Source organism: Bacillus sp. EU63, from assembly GCF_038592915.1.
GTDB classification, from domain to species: Bacteria; Bacillota; Bacilli; order Bacillales; family Bacillaceae; genus Bacillus; species Bacillus velezensis.
This window is the reverse complement of record NZ_CP151944.1, coordinates 172,501-195,661: the sequence shown is the minus strand read 5'-3', so window position 1 is coordinate 195,661 and position 23,161 is coordinate 172,501. Positions and strand designations below refer to the sequence as shown.

Genomic DNA, 23,161 nt, shown 5'->3' with positions numbered 1-23,161 from the left:
TTCAGTCATTTCGTTTTTTCCGTTATGAATTGTGCTGCATGAGCAATATGTACATCATATAGCGTGCTCATTATACCACATTTTGATTTCTCAAGTGAAATGGGCCGGCACGGCGATGCACAAAAAAAGAGTAAAGCGATTATACGCTTTACTCATCTTCATTCGGGTCCAAAGCGCTTACGACGCCCTGGCCCGCCGATTTCAGTTCGTACCAGACCCAGTCAAACAATTGGTTAATCTCTTCAATCTGCCCGGTGACTTGTCCGGCTGAGGCCATGTATTTTTCTCCGTTGACGACGGTCACATTGCCGTCGACTTTTCCTTCAATGAACAGCTTGCCGTTTTTTACTGTGACATCGCCCTTTACGGTCTCGCCTTCAGGGACGGTGACCGTGTGATTCTGCACGACAAGGTTCGGCTGTTTGGACACACTGAAATTGTGGTCATTATGCCAGCTGTTGAAAAAACCGCCGCCCATTAAAATCACAAAAACCGCTGCGGCTGCAATCATCGGATGAGTTTTGATCCATCGTTTTACAGAAGCGCGTTTTTTCTCTTTTGGAAGATTCGCCATAACTTTGGCAGTAAAATCAGCAGGGGCCGTGACATGCGATGTGCTTCGGACGAGTGCTACGGATTTCTCCATTTCATGAAAATGCCGTTTGCAATTCCCGCATGACTGCAAATGTTGTTTTAATACGTTTTCATCTTCAGGAAGGATATCTCCATCAAGATGCTTATGCATAAGCTGCACAATCTGTTCAGGACAGCTCATTTCATCACCCCACTTAAAGATCCCTCAATTGTTTTCTAAGAGCCTCTCTGCCTCTGTGTATCCTTGTCTTGACGGTGCCGACAGGGATATTCAGAATCTCCCCGATTTCAATTAAAGAGAGTTCGTCAATATACTTTAATACAATAACCGTTCTGTACTTGTCCGGCAGCTTTAAAATCTTTTTCTGAATTGTGTCCGACAGCTCCAATGACAATACGGCGTCTTCAGGGAGAACCCCGTCCGCGGCGATCTGCGAATACATCGTCAGCCCTTCTGCTCCCGCTACTTCTGCGTCCAGATAGTAATCAGGCTTTTTCTTGCGGATGCGGTCAATGGTCAGGTTGGTCGCAATTCTGTAAAGCCACGTTGAAAACTTTCTGTTGATATCGAAACTGTCGATATTGACATACGCTCTGATAAAAGCTTCCTGCGCAATATCTTCCGCTTCGTGAACATTGCCGAGCATGCGGTAGCAAAGCTGGTAAATCTTATCTTTATAAAGGTCAACGATTTCTGCAAACGCATTTTGATCGCCTTTTTTGACTTGCTTGATTCTTTTTTTAATCAGGTTTTCCATGTTTTATCTTACCTCTGCCCTTCACCGGTCTGTATCTATACGTTGATTGTTTTAAAAGGTTTCATTTTTTTATTACATTTATTTTACCAAATTTCAGGCAGGGTGTAGATGGAAAATACAGAATATACTGCCTTAACAGCAGCTTAAAAATAGTATATCTGATGAACAATCAGAAATCGAAACAAAATGCTGATAAAAAAAGACACCTTTATGCAAAAGGTGTCTGATACTGGGCTAGCTGGATTCGAACCAACGCATGACGGAGTCAAAGTCCGTTGCCTTACCGCTTGGCTATAGCCCAAAAATGGTGGAGGGGGGCAGATTCGAACTGCCGAACCCTGAGGGAGCGGATTTACAGTCCGCCGCGTTTAGCCACTTCGCTACCCCTCCGTATTTTTTTAAAAAACAGTGCCGGCCAGAGGACTTGAACCCCCAACCTACTGATTACAAGTCAGTTGCTCTACCAATTGAGCTAGGCCGGCAAATATGGTGGAGGATGACGGGCTCGAACCGCCGACCCTCTGCTTGTAAGGCAGATGCTCTCCCAGCTGAGCTAATCCTCCATATGACCCGTACGGGATTCGAACCCGTGTTACCGCCGTGAAAGGGCGGTGTCTTAACCGCTTGACCAACGGGCCGTTGTGTCCGCGTCGAGCTGACAAAAGTTATTATATACAGGTTGTACCCCATTTGTAAAGAGAAAAATTTTTTTTTTTATTTTCAAACTTTTTTACCCGTTTTTTAACTGAAAAACTCATCCCTCCTCTCTTATTTCATTTATGATGAAAGTATCAAAATATTGAAGGGAATGGACACAGATGATCTTAGTCAGCTCTTGTCTCGGCGGTATCGAATGCAGGTATAACGGCTCTCACGCCGCTTCGGAAAAAATCCGCAGACTCGTAGAAGAAAAGAAAGCTGTTATGGTCTGCCCCGAACTTTTGGGCGGCTTCACTACTCCCCGCGAACCGGCGGAAATCATCGGCGGCACGGGTGAAGACGTGCTGAACGGAACGGCAAGAATCGTAACGGCATCAGGCGAAGACGTTACAGCTTTATATATGGACGGCGCGGAAAAAACGTTAGCATACGCAAAAGAAATAGGCGCCGCAACGGTCATCCTTAAAGAAAACAGTCCGTCCTGCGGCAGCAGCTTTATCTATGACGGCACTTTCTCAGGAAAAAAAATACTCGGAGACGGCATCACTTCCGCTCTTTTAAAACGGGCAGGCTGCCGTGTTCTATCAGAAGATGAATTGGATCAATTATAAAAAAGGAGAGTAGATATCATGGATGTAGCCCTGTCCTTTTATAAACCGGAGCATGCAGACGGGCTGAACGGGTTTGTGCTGAGTGAAGAAGATAAAAAGTTCACAGCTCTGCCGATAGATGTCCTGCCGCAGGCGCTTGTCATCCGGGATCGCTACCCGACAGTCATTTTAAAAGAAGACCGTCCCGTCGGTTTTTTTATTTTACATACCTCAAAAGAAACCATTGCCCCGTATTCGAACAATGTGTCTGCCATTTTGCTGAGTGCGCTGTCATTACATGCGCCGCATCAGGGAAAAGGTTATGCCAAACAAGCGATGCTGCAGCTCCCCGCTTTTGTCGCAAATTACTTTCCTTGGTGTGATGAAATCGTGCTTGCTGTAAACCATCGCAATCAACGTGCAAAGAACCTGTACCGGTCTTCCGGTTTTATTGACAAAGGGCGGCGCAGGATCGGCCCGATCGGTGAACAGCACATTCTGCATCATTTTTTGTGAAAGCGCTTGATTATTCATCTCAACCCTGCCGATTTTTCTTGAAACATCTATTCAGATGCCCATATACTTCAAGTATTAACGACTTGGGAGGGTACGATCATGACAGACCGGCTTAACATTCACAGATTGACCACAGAAACCAGAAATCCGCAGACCGCTTCAATCCATCAGGCTGACACGATGGAAATTCTCCGCATCATTAACGAAGAGGATTTCAAAGTGGCTGAAGCCGTTCAGCAGGTGCTGCCCGATATTCAGATTGCCGTTCAATTCGCCCATCAGTCCTTACGGCGAAACGGCAGGCTGATTTATGCGGGAGCGGGCACAAGCGGCAGACTCGGTGTACTGGATGCGGTTGAATGCCCGCCTACATACAGCGTAAGCCCCGACACCGTCATCGGTCTGATGGCCGGAGGGGCAGACGCCTTTTTGCAAGCGGCTGAAGGTATAGAAGACAGCGAGGAAACCGGCGCTCTCGATCTCAAAACGATCGGGCTTACCGCAGAAGACACCGTGATCGCCATCGCGGCAAGCGGGCGCACGCCGTATGCGGCCGGTGCGCTGAAATATGCAAAAACAATCGGCGCCAAAACCGTCGCGCTCACATGCAATAAGGACTCATTGATCAGCACCTTTGCCGATCACAGCATTGAAGTCATTGTCGGCCCCGAAGTGATTACAGGGTCAACACGAATGAAAGCCGCGACGGCACATAAAATGATTCTGAACATGATTTCCACGGCCGTGATGATTAAAAGCGGCAAAGTGTACGAAAATTTAATGGTGGACGTTCATGTCAGCAACGAAAAATTGAAAGAACGCGCAATCGGCATTATCCAAAGCATCACGGGCGTTCCGTACGACAAGGCAAAAGAAACGCTTGAGGCCGCAGACAGCCATGTCAAAACGGCAATCGTCATGCTGAAGACGAATTCGGACGAAACACACGCGAAGGCACTGCTCAAAGAATCAGAAGGATTCATTGATAAAGCCATTGAACAGCACGTTTCAAGAGAAAAAGAACGCTGATCGTTCTTTGGTGAAAAATAATGTGCTTTTACGAGCCCGCGCCGTTTTCATGTTCGGCGCAGGCGCTTTTAGGACGCGTTTCAGGCATAGCTCCCCGGGAAAAATCGTACGGAAAAAGGAGGATCTCCATGAGCAAAGAGGCATTTTATCAGTCACTGGCCAAAGATATCCTGGACAATTGCGGCGGTTCATCGAATATTTCAGGCTTTACCCACTGTATGACACGCCTGAGGATTACACCTTTAGATCGGGACAAAACGGATATTGAGGCGCTGAAACGGCTTGACGGGGTAATAGGCGTCGTCGAAGCTGAAACACTGCAGATCATTCTCGGCACGGGTGTCGTCAATCATGTCGCCGACGCTTTCGCAAAACTTATGCCATCCGGAAAAAACATTGATTTAAAAGAAGCCGCCTCACGGAAAAAAGCCGATCTCAACAGAAAAAACACCACACCCATCAAATTGTTTCTGAGAAAAATATCAAGCATCTTCATTCCCCTTATTCCCGCACTCATTGCATCAGGTTTAATCACCGGTATTACGAAAGCCGTCATTCAGGCCGGCTGGCTCCCGAAAGAATCCCAAATCGCACTTATTTTAACGGTTATCGGTTCAGGCTTGTTCGCTTACCTCGGCGTCCTTGTCGGCATCAATGCGGCGAAGGAATTCGGCGGGACACCCGCGATGGGCGGCCTTGCGGGCATATTGATCCTTAACCCTGAGATCGCCAATATCAGTTTGTTCGGAGAGAATCTGCTCCCTGGCAGGGGAGGATTAATCGGCGTTCTTTTCGCGGCGGTTTTTATCGCTTATACCGAACGGTTTATCAGAAAGTACGTCCATCAATCCATCGACATTATCGTCACGCCTACATTGTCTTTACTTATCACCGGGCTGGTGACATATGTCGTTTTTATCCCTGCAGGCGGTTTTATTTCTGATCTGATTACATCAGGTTTATTGTCGCTGCTGAATGTCGGGGGAGTGCTCTCAGGGTTTGTACTGGGAGCCGCCTTCCTGCCGCTTGTCGTCACCGGCCTGCATCAGGGCTTGACTCCCGTACATTTGGAATTAATCCGATCAATCGGAGATGACCCGCTTCTTCCGATTCTCGCGATGGGAGGCGCGGGTCAAGTAGGCGCGGCCTTCGCCATCTTTATGAAAACAAAAAAAGCCTCATTAAAAAGAGCGATCGGCGGCGGACTTCCATCCGGTCTGCTCGGAATCGGAGAGCCGCTCATCTTCGGCGTCACGCTCCCGCTCGGCCGGCCGTTTTTGACAGCGTGTTTAGGGGCGGGAATCGGCGGCGCTTTTCAAGCCCATTTTCAAGTGGCTACTTTTTCAATCGGTGTCTCCGGCCTTCCGCTCTCGTTTCTCGTACAGCCGGCTCAAATCGTTTTGTATATCATCGGTCTCTTCATCTCTTACGCGGCGGGCTTTGTCTTCACTTATGCATTCGGATTTAAGGATGACATGGCTGCTGAATTTGAATAAACCGGGAGGGATCAGAATATGAAAACACTGACAGCCGCCGTACTCACAATGGTCATCAGCCTCTCTTTTCTGCCGCAGCACAAAGCCGAAGCCCAATCCAAATTATACGACGCAGCAAAGCTCAGAAAGGTTGATCAAATGATTGAAAAAGACATCGCTGCAAGATTCCCCGGAGCCGTCCTCGTCGTCGTAAAGGACGGACGGGTGATCAAAAAGAAAGCATACGGCTACAGCAAAAAATATGACGGGAACACCCTTTTATCCCGTCCGAAAAAAATGAAAACATCAACCATGTTTGATTTAGCTTCCAATACAAAAATGTACGCGGCCAATTTTGCACTACAGCGACTCGTCAGCCAGGGAAAGCTTGATGTGTATCAAAAAGTCTCGGCTTACCTTCCTGATTTCAAAGACAGAAAAAGCGATCCGATTCAAGGAAAAGACCGCATACGCGTCATCGATGTGCTCCAGCATCAATCCGGTCTGCCGGCAAACTTTTATTTCTATCAGCCGGACACCGCAGGCCCTTTATATTCACAAGAACGGGATAAAACGATCCGTTTTCTCAACCAAATCCCGCTTGAATACAAGCCGGGAACAAAACACGTATACAGCGATATCGGTTACATGCTTCTCGGCTGCATCATTGAAAACATAACCGGAAAAACCCTTGATACCTATGCGGAACAAGAACTGTACAAACCGCTGAAACTGACGCACACACTGTTCAACCCGCTGCAAAAAGGCTTTAAAGAAAAAGCATTCGCAGCTACTGAACGTTTAGGCAACACACGTGACGGAGTCATCCATTTCCCTCACATCAGGACGTATACGCTACAGGGGGAAGTTCACGATGAAAAAGCATTTTACTCCATGGGAGGGGTGTCCGGTCACGCCGGGCTGTTTTCCAGAGCTGATGATATGGCCGTCCTTCTTCAAGTCATGCTGAACGGCGGCAGTTATAAACACGTTTCTCTCTTCAATAAAAGAACGGCCGATTTGTTCACAACGGCGGCATCCTCTGATCCGACTTTTGCTCTCGGCTGGCGGAAAAACGGCAGCCCGGATATGGAGTGGATGTTCGGCCCTTATGCAAGCAGGCAGGCATACGGCCATACGGGATGGACCGGCACCGTCACGATTATTGATCCCGCTTATAAGCTGGGGATCGCACTTTTGACCAATAAAAAGCATTCCCCCGTCGTCAGTCCCGGTGAAAACCCGAATGTTTTTGAAGGGGATCATTTCCCGACCGGAAGCTACGGCAGCGTCATAAAAACGATTTATGAAGCCATTGAATGATAACCCATGTCTTTTGTCCAAACTATGACGGCAGGAGGGCACCATCATGAAACTTGTCATCTCAGCTGTATTACTGTTGTTCATTGTTTTCGGCACGCATCATGCATCGACAAAACCGGACATTCCGTCACAGGCGGAACAAGCGGTATCCCGTATGACATTAGATGAAAAATTAGGGCAGATGCTCATGCCTGATTTTCGCAATTGGCAAAAAAAGGGGCAGTCATCACCTGAGGCTCTTACCCAAATGAATGACGAAGTCGCAGGGCTTATTCAAAAGTACCGGTTCGGCGGCGTTATCTTATTTGCAGAAAATGTAAAAAACACTGAGCAAACGGTACGCCTGACAGATGCCTTTCAAAAGGCGAGCCCTGATATTCCGCTATTATTAAGCATTGATCAGGAGGGCGGCATCGTAACTAGACTTGGTGAAGGCACTCATTTCCCAGGCAATATGGCGCTCGGAGCCGCTAGAAAAACAGCCTACGCGTCCCAGACCGGCGCCATTATCGGGAAAGAACTGAAAGCACTGGGCATTAATACGAATTTCGCTCCCGTTCTCGATATCAATAATAATCCCGGAAACCCTGTCATCGGCGTCAGGTCGTTCAGTTCAGACCGAGATCTGACAGCTTCACTCGGCCTTGCCTCAATGAAGGCTCAGCAAAAGCAGGATGTCGCTGCCGCCGTCAAACATTTCCCGGGACACGGCGACACGGATGTCGACAGCCACTACGGCCTTCCGCTTGTCACCCACAATCAAGAAAGGCTGCGTCAGATTGAACTTTATCCGTTCCGGAAGGCCATTCAGGCCGGAGCTGATATGATCATGACAGCCCATGTGCAATTTCCCGCTTTTGACGATACAACCTATAAAAGCAAGCTGGACGGTTCAGACATCCTCGTACCCGCCACACTCTCGAAAAAAGTGATGACTCATCTTCTCCGTGAGGAAATGAGATTTAACGGCGTCATCGTTACGGATGCATTAAATATGAAAGCCATTGCCGATCATTTCGGCCAAGAAGAGGCGGTCGTCATGGCAGTAAAAGCAGGAGTCGATATTGCCCTGATGCCGGTCCAAGTGACTTCGCTGCAAACGGAAAACCGCTTTGCCCGGGTTCATTCCGCTTTAAAAAAGGCGGTACAAAAAGGGGAAATTCCGCTTCAGCAAATTAACAAATCAGCGGAACGTATCATTTCCCTGAAAATAAAAAGAGGGATATATCCCGCACCGAAAGAGACAAATCTGAAAAAGAAGATTGCAAAAGCAAAGAAAACCGTCGGCAGCAAAAATCACCTGAAAGCTGAAAAACAAATCGCGGAAAGGTCCGTCACCGTCTTACAAAACAAAAACCGCACGCTCCCATTCAAACCGAAAAAGAACAGCCGCGTTCTCATTGCCGCTCCTTATGAAGATCAAACAGCATCAATGGAACAAACCATTCGGCAGCTCATCAAGAAGAAAAAAATCCGGCCGGTAACCATCAGTAAAATGAACTTCGCCGAACGCACTTTTCATGATGAGCACAAAAAGCTGGTATCCGACGCGGATTACGTGATTACAGGCTCCTATGTCGTGAAAAATGACCCTGTCGTAAACGACGGCGTGATTGATGATTCCGTTACAGATCCCGGCAAGTGGACGACTGCATTTCCGCGGGCCGTCATGAAAGCCGCACAATCAAACCAAAAACCCTTTGTGCTGATGAGCCTGCGTAATCCATATGACGCTGCGAACTTTGAAGAAGCTGAAGCCCTTATCGCAGTCTACGGCTTTAAAGGATATACAGACGGACAATTTCTCCAGCCAAACATTCCGGCAGGCGTTGAAGCGATATTCGGACAGACAAAACCGCAAGGCAGGCTGCCCGCTGACATTCCTTCCGTCACTCATCCGGGAACGACACTCTATCCTTATGGTTTCGGTATCAATCTGAAGACCGGAAAACCGCTTTAAACAGGAGGACTGATCATGAAAAAACAAACGGCTGCGCTTCTTGCCGGATTAGTCGTCATCAGTGCCATGACGGCAGTCTCGGCGGCTTCTGACAGAAACCTTCATACCGCCAAGAAACCAAGCATCCAAACAGGCATCGACCGCCTGCTGAAAGATTATAAACAGGAACTGAAGGGAAAAAGGGTCGGGCTGATCACCAACCCGACCGGTGTGAACAATTCATTGAAAAGCAGCGTTGACGTGCTGTATGAGGCACCAGACATCCAATTGACGGCATTATTCGGACCGGAGCACGGTGTCCGCGGCGATGCTCAGGCCGGAGACAAAGTCACATCCTATATAGACGAAAAAACAGGGCTTCCCGTCTACAGCCTGTACGGGGAAACGAGGAAACCGACGCCTGACATGCTGAAAGATACAGATGTGCTGATTTTCGATATTCAGGATGTCGGAACGCGATACTACACCTACATTTATACAATGGCCTATGCCATGGAAGCGGCCAAAGAAAAAGGCATTCCTTTTTATGTCTTGGACCGGCCGAATCCGCAAGGCGGACGAAATCCGGACGGTCCGGTTCTTGAACCGGATTACGCTTCATTTGTCGGACTGTATCCGATCCCGCTGAAGCACGGCATGACGATCGGTGAGCTTGCTCTTTTATTCAATAAAGAGTTTCATATTGGCGCCGACCTCACCGTCGTAAAAATGAAGCGCTGGAAGCGGACGATGACGATTGAAGATACCGGCCTGCCGTTCGTCCTCCCTTCGCCTAATATCCCGACCCCGGACAGCATATTCGCATATTCGGCGACAGGACTAATCGAAGGCACAAACGTATCCGAAGGAAGGGGCACGACAAAGCCGTTTGAACTGATCGGCGCGCCTTATATGAAAAGCACCGAGCTCGAAGAACGCCTGAACAGTCTCAAGCTTCCGGGCGTCACCTTCAGAGCCGCATCATTTATCCCCAGCTTCTCCAAGCACCAGGGCAAGCTGTGCCACGGCGTACAAGTCTACGTAACAAACAGAAACACATTTGAAGCGGCAAAAACAGGGCTCTCCATTCTGAAAACCATGCATGACTTATATCCGAATGACTTTTCGTTCTTGCCGACAGGCTCTTTTGACAAGCTGATCGGTAACGGCTGGGTACGCAAAAAAATAGAAAAAGGCGCTTCCATTGAAGACATCACCGGCACATATCAACGCCGGCTGGACCAATTCAAAACTCTAAGAAAACAATACCTCATATACTGACAACATTCGTGTTACACGTGTAACATTTTGACGCATTTCACATTTCCGCTTTTTATAGGAAAACATTCATTTATTTGGTACAATTTCATTGATAACAGTTATCATTTAAATGAATGTTTCCTAAAAGGTGGTTTCTCATGAAAAACACATTATTCTTTCAGCCCATTGATATCATCTCCGTAAAAAAAACAGCCGACCTTCTGTCAGAGCATCAGCTCACTGATTCTCCCGTATTGATCTTTCATGTGAAAGGCGAGGGACAAATTGATATCGGAACAGACAGCTTTCCGCTGCAGAAGGAAACGCTCTACATCTGTCCTTGTGATGAGACATTCAATATTGCCCCTATATCGTCAGGCGGCATCCATTTGTATATCGTCAGACTCCGTGTTTTCTCCTACTCATCAGATGATGAAGCGATGCTTCCGGATAACGGGGAAGACATCTTCCACGGACTTCAGCAAATGAATTTACAAACGATTGATCATTTGACAAGCCGGCTTCAGTCACTTTCTGAAAACGTGCGATCGGCGGATGCATTGCAGAAAATGAAATATACAGCCGACTTTCAGCAGCTGATGTACGACCTTTATGCCGCAAAAGTATGCCATCAAAATAATACAAAAGCGGCGATCGAACAGACAAAACAATTCATACATGCTCAGTCCGACACAAAAATCACGCTCACCCAGCTCGCTCATATGGCGGGAATCAGTCCCAAGCACTACAGTGAAACCTTTAAAAAACTATACGGGCAGAGCGTAACTGAATATATCACAGACATCCGCATAACCAATGCGAAAAAACTGATGGCCAAGGCAAACTGCAAACTGCGGGATATCGCTCATCAAATCGGCTACCAGGACGAATTTTATTTCAGCCGCATCTTTAAAAAACATACCGGCAGCTCACCTACAAGCTATATGAAAAAAAGGCGCACAAAAATGGCCGCGTACGGAAAAGAAACGATGGGACATCTGATTCCTCTGCATCACGTGCCTTACGCTGCGGCGCTGCACCCGAAATGGACGGCCTATTATTACAAACAATTCTCTTCCGATATTCCGGTTCACCTGAGTGCTTACCGTTATAATGCAAATTGGGAAGAGAACCTGCAAACGCTGTCCCAAGCTGCCCCGGACATCATTTTCAGTCTTGATTCTGTCAGTGAAGAAGAAAAACAGCGCCTGAATGACATCACTGACGTTTTTTACCTTCCGGCTCAAGAGAATTGGAGAGACCAGTTTCTTCGCACAGCCGCATATTTGAATGAAGAGCAGGAAGCGCGGCACTGGCTTAAAGCTTATCAAAGTCTCGCCCATTCAGCGAAAGATGCTCTTAAACACGTGCGGCATCAGCGGTTCTTATTTGTCCGTGTATATAAAGAAAATATGTACATCGCCCATAACAACAGTATTGAGGATGTCTTCTTCGGTGATTTAGGCTTTGCCTCCGCAAAACCGGAATCTTTTGCTCCTGACGAAAAGATTTCCTTGGAAATGCTGGCGGATTGCCAAGCTGACTGCATCATGCTTTTCACTTGTAAAGAACCGGAAACGCTTCGTTATTTTCAGCGGATTCAGCAGACCGGGATATGGCAGAACCTTAGAGCCGTCAGCAATAAACGCGTGTTTCCCATTTCATCTGACCCGTGGATTGAATATTCTCCAAGCGGACATCAGCGGATGATCGAACAAAGCGTTTCCATTTTTTCCGAAGATCGTCCATGATAATACCGGAAATTATCCATGGTCTTATCCCTGTTCCTTCTCTATAATTCCAATTGATAATAGTTATCAATTGAACAGGAGGAACAATAGATGAAGAAATTGGCATTCGCTTTCATGATTTTGCTTTTGGCTTTCACGGCCGCGGCTTGCGGAAGCTCAGAAACATCTGATACAGCAAGTAAAGGAAAGGACGCTTCTTCAGATAAAAAGAAAATCGAATATCTCGGAAAAACATATGAAGTCAAAGCGCCGACTGACAAAATCGCCATTACAGGCAGCGTAGAATCAATGGAAGACGCCAAATTGCTTGACGTTCATCCGGCAGGAGCAATTTCTTTCTCCGGCAAATTCCCGGAACTGTTTAAAGATATTACAGATAAATCCGTATCAACGGGAGAAAAAATGCAGCCGAATATGGAAAAAATTCTTGAGCTGCAGCCGGACGTCATTCTGGCATCAACCAAATTCCCGGAAAAAACGTTGAAAAAATTGAGCGGCACCGCTGAAACGATCCCTGTCTCTCATATCTCATCAAACTGGAAAGAAAACATGATGCTGCTCGCCCAGCTTACAGATAAAGAGAAAAAAGCGAAAAAAATCATCGCAGATTACGAACAGGACCTGAAAAAGACAAAAACAAAGATCAACAGCAAAGCGAAACAGTCAAACTCGCTGGTCATCAGAATCAGACAAGGCAATATTTATATTTATCCTGAACAAGTATATTTCAACTCCACGCTTTACGGTGATTTAGGCCTGAAGGCGCCGGACGAAGTCAAAGCGGCGAAAGCGCAGGAACTGATTTCTCTTGAAAAATTAAGCGAAATGAACCCTGACCATATCTTCGTACAATTCTCTGATGACGAAAACGCAGATAAGCCGGACGCTTTGAAAGACTTAGAGAAAAATCCGATCTGGAAGAGCCTGAAGGCAGTCAAAAAAGACCATGTATACGTCAATACGATTGATCCATTAGCCCAAGGCGGAACCGCATGGAGTAAAATCAGCTTCTTACAGGTTGCGGCTGACAAATTGACTCAAGACTAATAAAGAGTAGGTTTTTCACATGTATGCAAAACGGCGGACACACATTATTATCATTGCTTCACCGATTGCCATTGTTCTGTCACTGCTGCTTTCCGTTTTATACGGCGCAAAGCAGCTTGACTTCCATACCGTGTTCTCCGCATTGCTGCACTTTAATCCGGAGAATACCGACCATCAGATCATATGGCATTCAAGAATCCCGAGGGCTGCCGGCGCTATGTTTATCGGCGCCGCCCTTGCTGTTTCCGGAGCGCTCATGCAGGGAATCACACGGAACTATCTGGCCTCGCCTTCGATCATGGGTGTGTCGGACGGCTCCGCTTTTATCATCACCCTTTGCATGGTATTGCTCCCTCAATCGACATCCATTGAAATGATCATATACTCGTTTATCGGTTCCGCATTCGGCGCCGCTCTTGTTTTCGGGCTGGCCTCCATTCTTCCCGGCGGTTTTACCCCGGTGCAGCTTGCCATTATCGGAACGGTGACCAGTATGCTTCTCAGCAGTCTGTCGGCTGCGCTTTCGATTTATTTTCAAATTTCGCAGGATCTCAGTTTTTGGTACAGTGCGAGACTGCATCAAATGAACCCTGATTTTTTGAAACTGGCCGTCCCGTTTTTTGCGATCGGAATCATCACGGCCATGATTCTCAGCAAAAAGGTCACTGCCGTATCATTAGGAGACGACATTTCAAAAAGTCTGGGACAGCAGAAAAGAACCATCAAACTCATGGCGATGGCGGCCGTTGTCATATTGACCGGAAGCTCGGTGGCACTCGCCGGAAAAATTGCCTTTGTCGGTTTGGTCGTTCCGCACATCACACGTTTTCTCGTCGGATCGGACTACAGCAGGCTGATCCCATGCGCGTGCATCATCGGCGGCGTCTTCCTGACCCTTTGCGACCTTGCCAGCCGATTCATCAATTATCCGTTTGAGACGCCTATTGAAGTTGTCACTTCTATCATCGGTGTTCCTTTCTTTCTTTATTTGATTAAAAGAAAAGGAGGGGATCAGCGTGGTGCGTAAAATGGCCGGAATTTATATCATTCTGATTGCTCTCATATTGTTCGTAAGCTATTTCAGCATGACAAGCGGTTCTTTTTCCGCAAAGCCGGGTGAACTGCTCAGTACGCTTTTCCGCATCCATCCGAATCCGCAATATGACATTTTGCTGTTTCAGCTGAGGCTGCCTCGCATTGTCATGGCTGCTGCCATCGGGCTCGGATTGGGGATAGCCGGAGCCGTTATTCAGGCCATTACCAAAAACGGGCTTGCCGATCCCGGTATTTTGGGCATTAATGCCGGAGCCGGAGCCGGAATCGTCGCGTTTATGCTTCTGTTTCAGGGACAATCTGAAGCGACGGCACTTGCCTCTGCGATGGGTATGCCTGTCTTCGGCCTCATCGGAGGATTGATGGCGGCCGTGCTGATCTATATTTTCGCCTGGCACCGGGGGCATCTGGAATCGGGCAGAATTATTCTCGTCGGGATCGCCATGAATTCAGGATTCAGCGCGCTGTCTTTATTTCTTTCATTAAAAATGGACCCGCAGGATTATGAGATGGCGATGGTTTGGAAAAACGGCAGCATCTGGTCGGCAAACTGGATGACCATTACGGCGATCCTTCCGTGGCTGATCTTGTTCATTCCTCTTCTTATGGCGAAAACGTCATTGCTGGATACCATTCGTTTCGATGAGGACACGGTGAAAAGCCTCGGTGTTTCAACCAATAAAGAAAAAACGATTTTACTCATTGCCTGCATCGCTTTGATCAGCGCATGTGTAACCGCAGCGGGCAGCATGGCATTTGTCGGACTGATCGCACCCCATATTTCCCGCAGGCTCGCCGGGATTGAGCACAGATACTCATTACCGGTCAGCGGATTGGTCGGTATGCTCCTCGTCATATCCGCCGACTTTGCGGGCAAATTGTTCTTTCAGCCTTCAGAAGTGCCGGCGGGAATTATTCTTGCGATTCTCGGCGTTCCTTATTTCTTTTTTCTTCTGTTTAAGCAAAAGAAGGGGCTGGATGCATGAGAGGCACCCTTACAGAACACCGGATAAACGGAAAGGAATGCACTGTGTATCTTCCTCCCTCCTATTCGGTTCAAACAGGGGCTTTACCCTGTGTGTACGTACTGGACGGAGGTTCTTTGTTTTTAGAACAGATGGATAAGCTTGAATCCCAATTTGTGAACGGAACACTTCCCGAATTGATTTTTGCCGGCATCAAACCGGCTGACAGGCTCGATGAGTACACACCGTGGCCCGCGCCTTCCCTGAGCCCTGCGTTTCATGATTTCGGCGGCAAAGGGAGGCTCTTTCTCGAGGAGCTGACAGATGCCATCATTCCAACTGTAGAAGATATGCATCACATTTCTGCACATCCGGAAACAAGAGGCCTGATCGGCGCGTCATTAGGCGGACTGTTTTCGGTGTACGCGATGTTACAGAAGCCTGAAATATTCGGCAGAATCGGCTGTATTTCCGGTTCCTTCTGGTATGAAAAATCAGCAGATTATGTCCGCTCCGCATCTTTGAGTCCGGCACGGCGGCGTATCTATATGTCTGTCGGCAGCCGCGAAGCTGAGCAAAAAAGCAACATCCAAAACACCATGATCCGACAAAATAAAGACGTGTACAAAAGCCTGAGGCAAAAAGGCTTTTCTCAATCTCAGCTCTCATTTACGATCGAAGAGGGTGCCGTGCACCATCAAGAAGCGTTCAAACGACAATTCAATTCAGCACTAAGCTGGCTGTACGGAAAAAACCGCTCACGTAGCTGAGCGGTTTTTTTCATACTTGATCACGACCGGCTTAAGTTCAAAGCGTCTCAGCAAATAGCCGAACAAAGCGGCAAGGATTTGCTGAAAGAGCATCCCGATGACGACCGGAACCGCCACTTGAGACGGAAAAAAAGACACGGCGAGAACGGCTCCGGCGCTGATATTGCGCATGCCCCCCGTATAAATCAGAGACACGATTTCATCCTGGCTCCGCTTCATCAGTCTTCCGATCAGCCAAGCCACGGCGTAACCCGTCATGGCAATAAAAAATACCGTGCCTGCAATGCCCGCAAATTTGATATCCACGTGCGTGACATACGGCGCGATTTCCGAACTGTTAATGGCAATGACAATCATCAGACAGATTTTTGAAAAAGGAGACAGTGACCGGCTTATCGCCTGAGTCCTTACCGGCGGGGAAAACTGGTTGACCATCATCCCTGCGATGGACGGAATCACCACCATCTCCGCCAGCCCTTTCATCATTCCCCACACATCCATCTGAACATTCGCCCCGGCCAGGACAGACAGGCTTAACGGTACGATAAAAGGAGAAAGCACGGTATCAACCAGGATAATAGACAGCGTCAATCCGACATTTCCCTTATACATCGCAGCCCAAATCAAACTCGTAATTCCGGTCGGAATCACCACACCCATAATCAGCCCCGTCACAGTTAAAGGGTCACCGCTGAAAATCAGATGGCCGCTTCCCCATGCAAAAACAGGCATGAAAATATGCAGAACAAACAATGCCATGATCATCGGGAGCGGCTTCTCGATACTGCGCTTCAGCGATTGAAAATTGGCACTCAGACTGCCCGTAAATGTAATAAATGCAAATATCCACGGCACAGCGCCGGCCATCCAGCTGATATGCTGAGATAACAGCACACCCGCCGCCACACTTGACGGAGTCAAAAGCGGCATGATTCTCCCCAACACTTGGTTCAACTTCTGTAGCCACATCATATGCAAGTCTCCTATATACGGTTTTCAAATCTCATTCATTATAACAATGCAAACCCACAAATTTAACCGAAAAAAAGCCCGGATATATTCATCCGGACTTCACAAATTCTATGCCATTTGTTTCATTAAATCTCGGCTTTTCTGATTTAATCCCTTTAATTCAGCCTCAATTCCGTATTCTTTACATTTGGCGACAATTTTCTCAAGAGCCGCCGCTCCCGAATCATCCCACACGTGGGCATCGGTCAAATCAATGACAATCCGTTTCACGTCTTCATCATAAACGATGGCATTCATCAGTTCAGACATGGAAGCAAAAAAGATTTGTCCCGTTACCTTATATGTTCTGACATCTTTCTGTTCGGAATGTGACACAATCTTCAGCTTAGAAATTTTAGCCGTAAAAAAGATCGCGCTTAGCAGCACACCCGCGAAGACACCCTTTGATAAATCATTTGTCAGGACGACCGTCACGACGGTAATAACCATAACGATCGAATCAGTAAGGGGCGCTTTCCGCAAACCTTTAATCGATGACCAGTCGAACGTGCCGATGGACACCATAACCATCACGGCCACCAGCGCAGCCATCGGAATTTTCACGACGATACCGCTTAATACGGCAATTAAAAACATTAAAAACGCTCCGGCCGTAAAAGCCGATAACCGGCCGCGTCCGCCGGCTTTCGTATTAATGACAGACTGGCCGATCATGGCGCATCCGGCCATGCCTCCGAAAAATCCGTTCACAATATTGGCGATGCCTTGTCCGCGGCTTTCTTTGTTCTTATCACTATCCGTATCCGTCATTTCATCAATGATCTGGGCTGTCAGCAATGACTCGAGCAATCCGACGAATGCAAGCGCCAGAGAATACGGGAAAATAATCCGCAATGTCTCAAACGTCCACGGAACATCCGGTATCAAGAAATGCGGAAGTGAACTTGTAATCCCGCCCATATCACCGACCGTGCGGACATCCGCATGGAAGACCACCGCAATGATCGTCATGACAATAATCGCCACCAGCGGAGACGGCACAGCCGTCGTAACCTTCGGCAATAGATATATGATAGCCAGTGATCCGGCAAGCATGGCGTACATGACCCATGAAGCTCCTTTGAACTGCGGCAGCTGCGCAGAAAAAATCAAGATCGCCAAAGCATTCACAAATCCGATCATGACCGAACGCGGAATAAATTTCATCAATTTCGCTATCTTACTGACACCAAGAATAAATTGAATAATACCTGTCAAAATGGTTGCCGCAAACAAATACTGCAGCCCGTAATCAGCCACCAATGTCACCATGACAACCGCCATCGAACCCGTAGCGGCTGAAATCATTCCCGGTCTGCCGCCGAAGATAGAAATAATAATCGCGATACAAAATGATGCATAAAGGCCGACCATCGGATCGACACCTGCAATAATTGAAAATCCGATCGCCTCAGGGATCAGAGCGAGAGCAACCAGAATACCGGCCAGAATGTCTTTACGGACATTCCCGAACCATTGCTGCTGTAACGTATAATCTTTCAAATGATAACGACTCCTTTTCACTATAAAAATCCGCACCCTATCAGTTGGAAACATTGATTTTCATCTGTGGAATATGAGGCAAGCTTACGGGGAAAAAGAGGACACGCTCAGAGTATAATGTCGTTGAGGAAAGGAATTGTTAACAAAGAGTATCATATTAAATTTTAAAGAAATGTGCAAGACCGTATAAAAATAAGAAAAGAAAACGGCTCTCACTGGAGCCGTTTCCGCTTTTATAAAAGTTCCGGATCAGACACAAGAATCGTTTTTATTGCGCTGATATCCTTTCTTTCTTTTGTCACCGGGTCGATGCCCATGAGATGATCAATGGCTTCTTCATAATTCTTCAGTTCCGTCTTTTCCGTAATAAAATCATAGAGCTGCGGAAGGTCGGACGCGCATGCTAACGCGGCCTCCATGATCTGGCGGGCTTCACCTGTGCCCACAATCGTCACGCCATTTGACAGCAGCTGGTACGGCCTGACCGTCATCTCATACGTATCATCAAAGCCCATCGGCACGATTCTGCCTCCCTTTTCAATAAAAGGATAAGCCCAATCAAGCTGGTTGCCGATCGCGTCAAAAATCACATCAAATTTTCTTCCTTGATTAATCCATTTCACTTCATCCACGGTTAATGCTTCAGGGTGGTAGACATAATCCGATATCCGGCTCGCCGCCTCGCTTCGGAAACTGCCTATTTCAGTCGCAACCGTCAATCGCGCCATTTTTTTCACCATCATTTGCACAAGCAGTCCGATCGGTCCCGACCCCAAAACCAAGACCGAGTCCTCCGGCTGAATCGAAGCCTTGTCCACAACATTCAGCACACAGGAGAGAGGCTCAACCAATGTGGCCCGCTCCCATTCCATTGAATCCGGAATTCTGTACATGAACCTGTCTTCCCCCACGTAATATTCCGCAAACGTTCCGTGCGCCCCGATTCCGAGCTGCCAATCCTCGAAGGTTTCGCAATAACACGTCAGCCCTCTCCGGCAATAATGACATTTCCCGCAAAACTGCGTAGGATCTATCACGACGCGGTCTCCGACTTTTACATTTGTCACGTCCGGTCCGATTTCCACGACCGCTCCCACCGATTCATGCCCCATAATCATATGATGGGTCGCATTCATTTTTCCTTTCAGCACATTTAAGTCCGTTCCGCAGATACCGGTGCCGAAAATTTTCACTTTCACATCATTGGATTTCCGAATTTGAGGCTCGTCCACCTCTTGATATTCAAGCTTATCATTAGGAGTCCAGACCAACGCCTTCATATTTCTCTTCCTTTCTGCCCCAGCGGATTTGGTCTAACAATGTTTGATGAAGCTCCTTCGTTGATGCCGCAATACATGATTGCTGATTCTGATAACTTAAATCTGTCAGAAGCGTTTCGTCCAAAGACCGGCCGTATGCATCCGTAATGACCACTCCCGCCTTCTTCGCCAAAAAGACGCTTGCGGCAATATCATAAGGAAACAAATGCAGCACCTGCCCGTTCCCGACCTGCTGAAAATCTGAAAGCAGCTTCGGATCATCTTTCAACAGACGATTACCGATATCCACATAAGCATCCATCTGCCCCGTGATAATTCGTGAAATCGAATAAGAAGCGCTGTTGAAAACAAAAACCCCGCCATTATTGGCCGACTGGTCAATCAGATGTCCGTATGCGTCCGTCATCAGCTGCGCCGGATGCCCGTTAAATTCAAGGCTCCAAAACATATTTTTAATATCCCGCACTCCGCTCAAATTCGGCAATTCTCCATGATACCCTTCAAAATGAATCGCATCGCTGTATATATCACCGTACATATAAGCGCCTGATTTCAATTCAAGTAAAAAAGCAAATTCGATATCCTTAATCTTTGCGTTTGGCTTATACGAAGCAAGCGCAATCGAAATACACGACATTTCAAGCCCCGCGGCGGCCGGGCGCGTTCCGTCTATCGGATCTACAATTAAAATATATTGCGGATCTTCTCCAATCAGCTTCAGGCCGCCATCCTCCGTGTAAAAAGCAACCGGATGGCCCTTTTCTTGAATATAATCCAGCACCGCCTCCTCAGCAGCGGCGTCTATGTTAAATTGGGCGTCGCCTCCCGGAGAATAGCCGTTTACAAGCCGGTTTTTCAGCGTGCCTTTTTGATTTTTCACCTTTTGATAAACAAATTGTCCAAGCCCAATGATATAGTCTCTCACTTGATTTCCTCCAATAGCTTGCGAAGTCTGTAGCAGAGCACTTCGGCTTCACTAAGTGTAATGGTTAAAGGCGGACGGATTTTAAATACATTTCCGAATCCGTAACGGGATGTCCGGAGAATCAGCCCGTAATCCATTGCCCGTTTAGCAATATAATTGGTCAGCTCCACATCCGGTTCATTGTTCTCTTTAACAATCTCCACACCGATCATAAGACCGACGCCTCTTACCTCAGAAATAAAAGCGAAATCCTCTTTCATCGTTTCTAAGCGATCCATAATATAATGACCGACTGTCGTTACATTTTCCAAAAATCCCGGGCGCTGCATAATATCTATGGTTTTACACGCGGCAGCGGCGGCCATCACATTTGAGCCGTACGTGAAGGAGTGCGTATACCCCGGAAGCCCGGTATACTTGTCCTCCGTCAGAGTGGCGGCGACTTGGAAGCCTGTGCCCCCGAGCCCTTTTGCTACCGTCATCATATTAGGTTTCACATCGAAGTGGTCCGCGGCAAACATTTTACCCGTCCGTCCGAACCCGGTCTGAATTTCATCAAAAATCAGGGCGATATCATGTTCATCACAAAGCTTTCTCAGCTGTTTAAAATACTCTTTAGGCGGAACGACGTTTCCACCGTTTCCGGATATCGGTTCAATAATCATGGCGGCAATCTTTCCATTGCTCGCATACTCAATAAAATCATTAATTCTTTCTACGCACAGCATACCGCATGAATCAGGTTTCTGATTATAAAAACAGCGGCTGCAATACGGATCGGGGACTTGCAGGCCAAAAGAAATTTGCGGCGGGAAAGGTTCTTTTCTGAATGAGTTGCCGGACAAAGCGGAAGTCATATACGTTTGTCCGAGGTGGCTTCGAAATAAGGAGATGACATCGGTTTTTCCGGAGTAATACTGAGCCATTTTAATAGCTCCTTCATTTGCACCGGAACCGCTGCTGACTTTAGGGTGTACTTTTGTGAGATTATCGGGGGCGATTTCTACTAGTTTTTCTGCCAGTTTATTTACGGCGTCTGTTTGAAAAGATGATGTCACATGGATCAGCTTATCGGCTTGTTCTTTAACCGTATCAATGACTTCTTTGTTACCGTATCCTAAATTCAAGTTAAATGTGGCAGAAGCGCAATCAATGTACTCATTTCCCTCTTGATCGTACAGGTAAATCCCTTCTCCGCGCTCCATTACTACATCGTCAACACTGTAATACAAGCTGTCTGGATTCGTGATTTCCTTCGTTCCCACAAATACCACCCCTATGAAATTATTAGAATTTCGCTTTTTATCGTATAAATTATTGAAAATAATGTCAACGTTCTTTCTTGTAAAAAATGTTAACAATTTGTTAACGTTACCATAAGGGATGTACGAGAAAAAGTTATGTGATATAGTAACAATACTTGGATTTTTTGTAAAATCATCATGTCATACGAGTAGAGAGAAATATTATTTTACCAATAAGGAGATAAAATGATGAAAACTCGTCTGCTGTGGATAAGCTGTTTTTCTTATGGATCGATTGCTTTTACACTTGTTATTCTGGGAGCCGTACTGCCTGAGTTACTCACACATTATTTACAAAGCTACAGTAATGGCGGAGTATTGGTATTCTCTCAGTTCATGGGCTTTCTCATCGGTGTCATCGGAATGCCATACATGGTGAAAAAGCTTGGGCGCAAAAACGTCGTTATCTTTGGCCTGGCACTCATCAGCTGTGAAATGTTCATCACCTTCCTGCCGCCCTGGCCGCTGCTCTTTTTTCTCGTCAGCATCGCAGGGCTTGGCGCCGGACTGGTGGAATCCTGCGTAGGCACGATCATCCTCACCGCTATTAAAGAAAGACAGGCTGTGGCCATGAGCAAGATGGAAGTGGCCTACGGATTAGGTGCGCTGTTCATGCCTCTGCTCTCAGGCTTTCTTATCAACAACCACATGTGGACAATTGCTTTTTTAGTATTAGGGTTATCCAGTTTTGCACTTCTAATCGCATGGAAGCAGATGAGTTTCGGCAGTATTGATCAGCTTCTCATCCGCAAAGAGGTCTCTTCTGCTGACACTCAAAAAGAAAGCACCGGTTATCGGTCACACGGATTGCTGTTTATTGCCTTGGCGGGTGCTTACTTCTTCTTTTACGGCGGCAGTGAAGTTTCCATTGTACATTTTATCCCCTCCATCTTCGCTGAGAAATGGGATATCCCCAACTCTTTGGCAACAATAACAGTTACAGTGTATTGGACGGGTATGATCATCGGAAGGTTATTAACAGGCCCGGTATCAGAAAAGCTGACATATCACCGTTATCTCCGTCTCATAAGCATTGGCGGTCTGGCAGCACTTACCGTATTAGCATTAAGTAAAAACGTATGGTTCGGTTTTGCCCTTTGCTTCTTTTTAGGACTGTTCATGGCAGGCATGTTTGCAATAGCCCTAATCATCACGAATCATTTTTATCCCGGAAAGACAGAAACAACTACCAGTATTCTGCTCGCTTCAAACGGATTAGGAGGTTCACTCCTTCCGATCGCCGTCGGCTGGAGCTTAGATGAATATCCCGCACAAACTGCATTCTGGCTGTTTACTGCACTGATGCTCCTTATGCTGCTGATTGTGTTCAGTTTAAGAATGCTCGAGACAATAAAATCAAACAATCTTCAAAATCATAACAGCAAAGCAAAATCAATGTAAACAAAAA

At 47.0% G+C, this 23,161-nt stretch carries 20 protein-coding genes and 5 tRNA genes; 13 read left to right on the top strand and 12 right to left on the bottom strand.

Annotated elements, in window-relative coordinates; genetic code table 11:
* Nucleotides 1-148: 148 nt before the first annotated feature.
* The 7 genes from rsiW to NYE38_RS01095 all read right to left on the bottom strand — a co-directional run bounded on the left by rsiW (nucleotide 149) and on the right by NYE38_RS01095 (nucleotide 1,990).
* A complete protein-coding gene (rsiW, locus tag NYE38_RS01125) occupies nucleotides 149-775 on the bottom strand; it encodes an anti-sigma-W factor RsiW (protein ID WP_003156765.1) in 627 nt (208 codons plus the stop codon).
* A 13-nt stretch (nucleotides 776-788) separates the two neighbouring features.
* Nucleotides 789-1,352: an RNA polymerase sigma factor SigW gene (gene sigW, locus NYE38_RS01120; RefSeq protein ID WP_003156766.1), complete on the bottom strand. Its 564-nt coding sequence runs from the start codon at nucleotides 1,350-1,352 to the stop codon at nucleotides 789-791.
* Between the two features lie 229 nt (nucleotides 1,353-1,581).
* Nucleotides 1,582-1,653, bottom strand: a tRNA-Gln gene (locus tag NYE38_RS01115).
* Nucleotides 1,654-1,657: 4 nt separating this feature from the next.
* Nucleotides 1,658-1,742 (bottom strand) — tRNA-Tyr (locus NYE38_RS01110).
* Nucleotides 1,743-1,761: 19 nt separating this feature from the next.
* Nucleotides 1,762-1,834: transfer RNA gene (locus NYE38_RS01105), tRNA-Thr, on the bottom strand.
* A 5-nt stretch (nucleotides 1,835-1,839) separates the two neighbouring features.
* Nucleotides 1,840-1,915, bottom strand: a tRNA-Val gene (locus NYE38_RS01100).
* A 3-nt stretch (nucleotides 1,916-1,918) separates the two neighbouring features.
* Nucleotides 1,919-1,990, bottom strand: a tRNA-Glu gene (locus NYE38_RS01095).
* A 180-nt stretch (nucleotides 1,991-2,170) separates the two neighbouring features.
* Between NYE38_RS01095 and NYE38_RS01090 the strand changes: the two genes are divergently transcribed.
* From NYE38_RS01090 to NYE38_RS01035, 12 genes are all read left to right on the top strand, one after another.
* Complete coding sequence (locus NYE38_RS01090) at nucleotides 2,171-2,623, top strand: DUF523 domain-containing protein (RefSeq protein WP_003156767.1); 453 nt, start codon at nucleotides 2,171-2,173, stop codon at nucleotides 2,621-2,623.
* Nucleotides 2,624-2,641: 18 nt separating this feature from the next.
* Nucleotides 2,642-3,118 carry a GNAT family N-acetyltransferase gene (locus tag NYE38_RS01085; RefSeq protein ID WP_014304238.1) on the top strand — a complete coding sequence of 159 codons (477 nt, stop codon included), beginning with the start codon at nucleotides 2,642-2,644 and terminating at the stop codon, nucleotides 3,116-3,118.
* Nucleotides 3,119-3,217: 99 nt separating this feature from the next.
* Nucleotides 3,218-4,147, top strand: a complete 930-nt coding sequence (gene murQ / locus NYE38_RS01080) for an N-acetylmuramic acid 6-phosphate etherase (protein ID WP_003156769.1) — start codon at nucleotides 3,218-3,220, stop codon at nucleotides 4,145-4,147.
* A gap of 128 nt (nucleotides 4,148-4,275) precedes the next feature.
* A complete protein-coding gene (locus NYE38_RS01075) occupies nucleotides 4,276-5,643 on the top strand; it encodes a PTS transporter subunit EIIC (RefSeq protein ID WP_003156771.1) in 1,368 nt (455 codons plus the stop codon).
* 18 nt (nucleotides 5,644-5,661) lie between these two features.
* Nucleotides 5,662-6,945, top strand: coding sequence for a penicillin binding protein PBP4B (gene pbp4b / locus NYE38_RS01070; protein WP_025650381.1), 1,284 nt, complete (start codon nucleotides 5,662-5,664; stop codon nucleotides 6,943-6,945).
* A gap of 46 nt (nucleotides 6,946-6,991) precedes the next feature.
* Complete coding sequence (locus NYE38_RS01065; protein WP_267543640.1) at nucleotides 6,992-8,905, top strand: glycoside hydrolase family 3 protein; 1,914 nt, start codon at nucleotides 6,992-6,994, stop codon at nucleotides 8,903-8,905.
* Nucleotides 8,906-8,920: 15 nt separating this feature from the next.
* On the top strand, nucleotides 8,921-10,165 hold the full coding sequence (locus NYE38_RS01060; protein WP_017419292.1) for a DUF1343 domain-containing protein: 1,245 nt from the start codon (nucleotides 8,921-8,923) through the stop codon (nucleotides 10,163-10,165).
* Nucleotides 10,166-10,302: 137 nt separating this feature from the next.
* Complete coding sequence (locus tag NYE38_RS01055) at nucleotides 10,303-11,895, top strand: AraC family transcriptional regulator (protein ID WP_017419291.1); 1,593 nt, start codon at nucleotides 10,303-10,305, stop codon at nucleotides 11,893-11,895.
* Between the two features lie 90 nt (nucleotides 11,896-11,985).
* A complete protein-coding gene (locus tag NYE38_RS01050) occupies nucleotides 11,986-12,942 on the top strand; it encodes an ABC transporter substrate-binding protein (RefSeq protein ID WP_017419290.1) in 957 nt (318 codons plus the stop codon).
* A gap of 19 nt (nucleotides 12,943-12,961) precedes the next feature.
* A complete protein-coding gene (locus tag NYE38_RS01045; RefSeq protein WP_007609051.1) occupies nucleotides 12,962-13,969 on the top strand; it encodes an iron ABC transporter permease in 1,008 nt (335 codons plus the stop codon).
* 1 nt (nucleotide 13,970) lies between these two features.
* Nucleotides 13,971-14,981, top strand: a complete 1,011-nt coding sequence (gene feuC / locus NYE38_RS01040) for an iron ABC transporter permease FeuC (protein WP_014720650.1) — start codon at nucleotides 13,971-13,973, stop codon at nucleotides 14,979-14,981.
* Nucleotides 14,978-15,730, top strand: coding sequence for an alpha/beta hydrolase-fold protein (locus tag NYE38_RS01035; RefSeq protein ID WP_263612251.1), 753 nt, complete (start codon nucleotides 14,978-14,980; stop codon nucleotides 15,728-15,730). The genes feuC and NYE38_RS01035 overlap by 4 nt, the downstream gene beginning before the upstream one ends.
* On the opposite strand, the gene NYE38_RS01030 is transcribed toward NYE38_RS01035, so the two are convergent.
* From NYE38_RS01030 to NYE38_RS01010, 5 genes are all read right to left on the bottom strand, one after another.
* A complete protein-coding gene (locus tag NYE38_RS01030) occupies nucleotides 15,719-16,660 on the bottom strand; it encodes a bile acid:sodium symporter family protein (protein ID WP_123117885.1) in 942 nt (313 codons plus the stop codon). The two genes, NYE38_RS01035 and NYE38_RS01030, sit on opposite strands and share 12 nt — an antisense overlap.
* Nucleotides 16,661-16,810: 150 nt before the next feature.
* Nucleotides 16,811-18,244 carry a SulP family inorganic anion transporter gene (locus NYE38_RS01025; RefSeq protein ID WP_340801484.1) on the bottom strand — a complete coding sequence of 478 codons (1,434 nt, stop codon included), beginning with the start codon at nucleotides 18,242-18,244 and terminating at the stop codon, nucleotides 16,811-16,813.
* Nucleotides 18,245-18,477: 233 nt separating this feature from the next.
* On the bottom strand, nucleotides 18,478-19,524 hold the full coding sequence (locus tag NYE38_RS01020; protein ID WP_025650385.1) for an alcohol dehydrogenase catalytic domain-containing protein: 1,047 nt from the start codon (nucleotides 19,522-19,524) through the stop codon (nucleotides 18,478-18,480).
* Complete coding sequence (locus tag NYE38_RS01015) at nucleotides 19,499-20,449, bottom strand: inositol monophosphatase family protein (RefSeq protein WP_014416764.1); 951 nt, start codon at nucleotides 20,447-20,449, stop codon at nucleotides 19,499-19,501. Before NYE38_RS01015 ends, NYE38_RS01020 begins: the two co-directional genes overlap by 26 nt.
* Entirely contained in the window at nucleotides 20,446-21,714 is a 1,269-nt protein-coding gene (locus NYE38_RS01010) for an aspartate aminotransferase family protein (protein WP_007408029.1), read from the bottom strand. Before NYE38_RS01010 ends, NYE38_RS01015 begins: the two co-directional genes overlap by 4 nt.
* A gap of 228 nt (nucleotides 21,715-21,942) precedes the next feature.
* On the opposite strand from NYE38_RS01010, the gene NYE38_RS01005 reads away from it, so the two are divergent.
* Nucleotides 21,943-23,154, top strand: coding sequence for an MFS transporter (locus NYE38_RS01005; protein WP_025650387.1), 1,212 nt, complete (start codon nucleotides 21,943-21,945; stop codon nucleotides 23,152-23,154).
* The last annotated feature ends 7 nt before the right edge of the window (nucleotides 23,155-23,161 follow it).

What these genes read in the sequence shown, in the direction of transcription:
- NYE38_RS01030 (WP_123117885.1), bottom strand. Translation starts at nt 16,660, where the DNA reads ATGCCGCTTTTGACTCCGTCAAGTGTGGCGGCGGGTGTGCTGTTATCT.
- NYE38_RS01090 (WP_003156767.1), top strand. Translation starts at nt 2,171, where the DNA reads ATGATCTTAGTCAGCTCTTGTCTCGGCGGTATCGAATGCAGGTATAAC.
- NYE38_RS01035 (WP_263612251.1), top strand. Translation starts at nt 14,978, where the DNA reads ATGAGAGGCACCCTTACAGAACACCGGATAAACGGAAAGGAATGCACT.
- NYE38_RS01060 (WP_017419292.1), top strand. Translation starts at nt 8,921, where the DNA reads ATGAAAAAACAAACGGCTGCGCTTCTTGCCGGATTAGTCGTCATCAGT.
- NYE38_RS01005 (WP_025650387.1), top strand. Translation starts at nt 21,943, where the DNA reads ATGAAAACTCGTCTGCTGTGGATAAGCTGTTTTTCTTATGGATCGATT.
- rsiW (WP_003156765.1), bottom strand. Translation starts at nt 775, where the DNA reads ATGAGCTGTCCTGAACAGATTGTGCAGCTTATGCATAAGCATCTTGAT.
- pbp4b (WP_025650381.1), top strand. Translation starts at nt 5,662, where the DNA reads ATGAAAACACTGACAGCCGCCGTACTCACAATGGTCATCAGCCTCTCT.
- NYE38_RS01075 (WP_003156771.1), top strand. Translation starts at nt 4,276, where the DNA reads ATGAGCAAAGAGGCATTTTATCAGTCACTGGCCAAAGATATCCTGGAC.
- NYE38_RS01085 (WP_014304238.1), top strand. Translation starts at nt 2,642, where the DNA reads ATGGATGTAGCCCTGTCCTTTTATAAACCGGAGCATGCAGACGGGCTG.
- NYE38_RS01055 (WP_017419291.1), top strand. Translation starts at nt 10,303, where the DNA reads ATGAAAAACACATTATTCTTTCAGCCCATTGATATCATCTCCGTAAAA.
- NYE38_RS01050 (WP_017419290.1), top strand. Translation starts at nt 11,986, where the DNA reads ATGAAGAAATTGGCATTCGCTTTCATGATTTTGCTTTTGGCTTTCACG.
- feuC (WP_014720650.1), top strand. Translation starts at nt 13,971, where the DNA reads ATGGCCGGAATTTATATCATTCTGATTGCTCTCATATTGTTCGTAAGC.
- NYE38_RS01065 (WP_267543640.1), top strand. Translation starts at nt 6,992, where the DNA reads ATGAAACTTGTCATCTCAGCTGTATTACTGTTGTTCATTGTTTTCGGC.
- sigW (WP_003156766.1), bottom strand. Translation starts at nt 1,352, where the DNA reads ATGGAAAACCTGATTAAAAAAAGAATCAAGCAAGTCAAAAAAGGCGAT.
- NYE38_RS01045 (WP_007609051.1), top strand. Translation starts at nt 12,962, where the DNA reads ATGTATGCAAAACGGCGGACACACATTATTATCATTGCTTCACCGATT.
- murQ (WP_003156769.1), top strand. Translation starts at nt 3,218, where the DNA reads ATGACAGACCGGCTTAACATTCACAGATTGACCACAGAAACCAGAAAT.
- NYE38_RS01020 (WP_025650385.1), bottom strand. Translation starts at nt 19,524, where the DNA reads ATGAAGGCGTTGGTCTGGACTCCTAATGATAAGCTTGAATATCAAGAG.